The following is a 2,768-nucleotide window of genomic DNA, read 5'->3' as shown; positions in this document are numbered from 1 at the left end:
CATGCCTGGCGACAACTTGAAATTTGAAGTTGAGCTAATTGCGCCAATCGCGATGGACGAAGGTTTACGCTTCGCAATCCGTGAAGGTGGCCGTACAGTTGGTGCTGGTGTTGTAGCAAAAATCTTAGACTAATTATCTAAGACGCTCACACTAAGAGCAATAAATATAAAAGCCGCTTTTTAAGCGGCTTTTTTGTTACTCGCTAGGTTTTGTTGGCTTCAAGTTATTTGCATCATTAGCTGAAACTTAGTATTTACTTCTACTACCACTCCTACTTATTTTTCATACTATTTCGTATTGATAGACAAATTATCAAATGGGCTAACTACTGCATTGCCACCACGCTGCAGAACATGAACATATATCTGCGTTGTCCGCAAATCCGAATGTCCTAGTTGGTCTTGCACTGTTCTTATATCAGAGCCATTCAAAAGCAAATGAGTCGCGAACGAATGTCGCAAAGTATGACAAGTTACATTCTTTTCAATTTGTGCTAAACGCGCCGCCTTTTTCACTGATTTCTGTATACCCCTTTCATCCAAGTGATGCCTTCTAATCCGCTTACTTTCTGGGTCGCGAGACAATTTGCTTGCAGGAAATAAATAATGCCAGTTAAGATCATAAGCGGCATGCTGGTACTTCTCACGCAAAGCATCCGGCAAATAAACACCCGCATACTCATTATCCATTTTATCCTTTTCTAATATAGACTTAACCAATCTTGCCTGGGCAAGCAGCGGCTCTATTAGCTTATCAGAAAGAGTAACTACACGATGCTTACCACCTTTACCGTTAAACACACGTATATTCTTGAAGTCAAAATCAATATCCTTAACCCGCAATCGCATGCATTCCATCAACCTAAGCCCACTACCATACAAAAGTGAAATTTGTAGTTTATGAATCGCAGGAACATGCTCAAAAAAGCGAATAATTTCAGCAGTCGTTAATACAACGGGTAGCTTAGGCTGGCGATTGCTGCGAACAAAAGACATATCAAGCGATAAAGGCGCATCTAAGTAATCTTTATAAAGAAACACTAAAGCATTTAAAGCAACGGTTTGAGTACTAATAGACACCTTTTTCACCGTCACTAAATAGGTCAAAAATGCTTCAACATCGACATCATCCAAAATACTAGGATGTTGAAAATTATGAAAACGAATATATTGTTTAATATACTTGAGATAGGTATCGACTGTTCGTTTTGCATAACGTTTCAAATACATAAGCTCAACAACCGAACTCAAAAATGGCGAAACCATTAGACGTTTTCCTTAACAATAATAATTCGTTTGTAATTTAAACCAATCAAGCAAGAGACCGGCTAACTACTTAACCATACAATCAACCGTGTTTACATTTCGCGGTCTATGCATTAGGTTGACCTATAGGGGCTCAAAGAATATATTACTACCATGAAAAAAATGAAACCCGACCTTGGTACAGTTTTTCTTCGCCGTTTTGTTCGGATAATAAGTTGTTAGCTTCTATGAAAATTTTATATCGTATTACGTTTTTGATATTTTTATTCGACATTATTGGCAGAGTGTTTTTTAGAAAATTATTTGTAGAACAAAACAGCCTTATATGGGGCTGGCTCATTATACTATCCTTCTTGTTATCGTTTTGCTTTATCCAGACACTGATTTTGAGGCTAAGCACTAATGAAAATATTAAAGTAACCAATGGTTATCTTGGATGTTTTTCAATGATGCTCTTCCTGTCTATTTTTATACCCGCTCTCGTTAGTCATACATTGTTCAAAGTTTCGGGACAGTTTGACCAAACTAAGGCTCTCGACCTGCCAATTGCGAAATTGCTCTCTAATGCTAATACATTAGAAGAAAAAGAAATGGTGGCTTCACTTGTGTTTAAGGAAACAGGTATTGCTATTTCATATATGTCATTTTCTGACGGTGTAATAATATATAGCCCCACAAAAGAAGATAATGAAAGCCGAAAGTCATCTCTGGAAATGCAGGAGAAGATTGCTAGAACTAATGAGGAGCTTCGTACTCTAACGGCAGACAACAGCTTGTTATTGCTAATTAAGTTAATTATATTTTTAGTTGTGACTTTAGCTGTCATTTTTTATCACAGAAATAAGCTAACAAACGCTTTAAGCGGACAAAAATGAAAAACAATTTTCGCCGCTTAAGCGGGTGTTATATTTCAATATGAAACTTAAGCTATTGCTCTTTATTCTCGCATTTCTAGTCGTATCTGTTCCTTTCACATACAAGTGGTGGCCGCCAGGAAAGCTTCAGGATTATATTTATATTTGGACTAATTCAGATGATTTGTTGTCACTATACAAATACTCAAGCACTACTAGCTTTAAATATATCTTTTGGTGCAGGGACAGTGAATTTAATAAATTCGAGATCAAAGGTAATTCTCTAGTGACAAAGGAAACGAAAAGGAGAGATTTAGAAGCTCAGAGTTTTATGGAATATGCTGAAAAGCTCAATTTAGATTGTTTTCATGCCGGCAAAAAAGACGGAACTTGGCTAATTTTTGGTTCCAACGGAGGGGGCAAAACTAAAATGAACGGTAAGCTAGCCAAATTATATATTTCAAGGTTTTATTATGCTTCGGAAATACACGATGTAGTAGAGTGTTTAGAAAGAGGAGACACTAGAATTAAATTAGTCTCATGTAGAAGTCATTTATTTTCAAATTGGTATATGATTGAGGAAAAAATGACCACAGTATATGAGGAAGTATCAGACAATGAAATATAACAAAACCATGAACCGGATTT

Annotated in this window: 4 protein-coding genes; 3 read left to right on the top strand and 1 reads right to left on the bottom strand. The window is 36.5% G+C overall.

Features of this window, described 5'->3' with window-relative positions; translation table 11 throughout:
* A partial coding sequence (locus RM552_RS17630) for an EF-Tu C-terminal domain-related protein (protein ID WP_489753035.1) occupies window positions 1-133 on the top strand: 133 nt, incomplete at its 5' end.
* Between the two features lie 155 nt (window positions 134-288).
* Here RM552_RS17630 and RM552_RS17625 read toward each other — a convergent pair.
* The gene (locus tag RM552_RS17625) at window positions 289-1,266 is read right to left on the bottom strand and encodes an integron integrase (RefSeq protein WP_311370204.1); all 978 of its coding nucleotides are present in this window, start codon (window positions 1,264-1,266) and stop codon (window positions 289-291) included.
* A gap of 227 nt (window positions 1,267-1,493) precedes the next feature.
* Between RM552_RS17625 and RM552_RS17620 the strand changes: the two genes are divergently transcribed.
* Both RM552_RS17620 and RM552_RS17615 read left to right on the top strand, forming a co-directional pair.
* On the top strand, window positions 1,494-2,141 hold the full coding sequence (locus tag RM552_RS17620; RefSeq protein WP_311370203.1) for a hypothetical protein: 648 nt from the start codon (window positions 1,494-1,496) through the stop codon (window positions 2,139-2,141).
* A gap of 265 nt (window positions 2,142-2,406) precedes the next feature.
* Complete coding sequence (locus RM552_RS17615) at window positions 2,407-2,748, top strand: hypothetical protein (RefSeq protein ID WP_311370202.1); 342 nt, start codon at window positions 2,407-2,409, stop codon at window positions 2,746-2,748.
* Window positions 2,749-2,768 lie beyond the last annotated feature (20 nt).

The organism is Glaciecola petra (genome assembly GCF_031846345.1).
GTDB classification, from domain to species: Bacteria; Pseudomonadota; Gammaproteobacteria; order Enterobacterales; family Alteromonadaceae; genus Glaciecola; species Glaciecola petra.
Note: the sequence above shows the minus strand (reverse complement) of the source record. Positions and strands in the feature narration are given on the sequence as shown.

Coding starts and splice junctions, on each gene's coding strand:
- RM552_RS17620 (WP_311370203.1), top strand. CDS start 1,494: ATGAAAATTTTATATCGTATTACGTTTTTGATATTTTTATTCGACATT.
- RM552_RS17625 (WP_311370204.1), bottom strand. CDS start 1,266: ATGGTTTCGCCATTTTTGAGTTCGGTTGTTGAGCTTATGTATTTGAAA.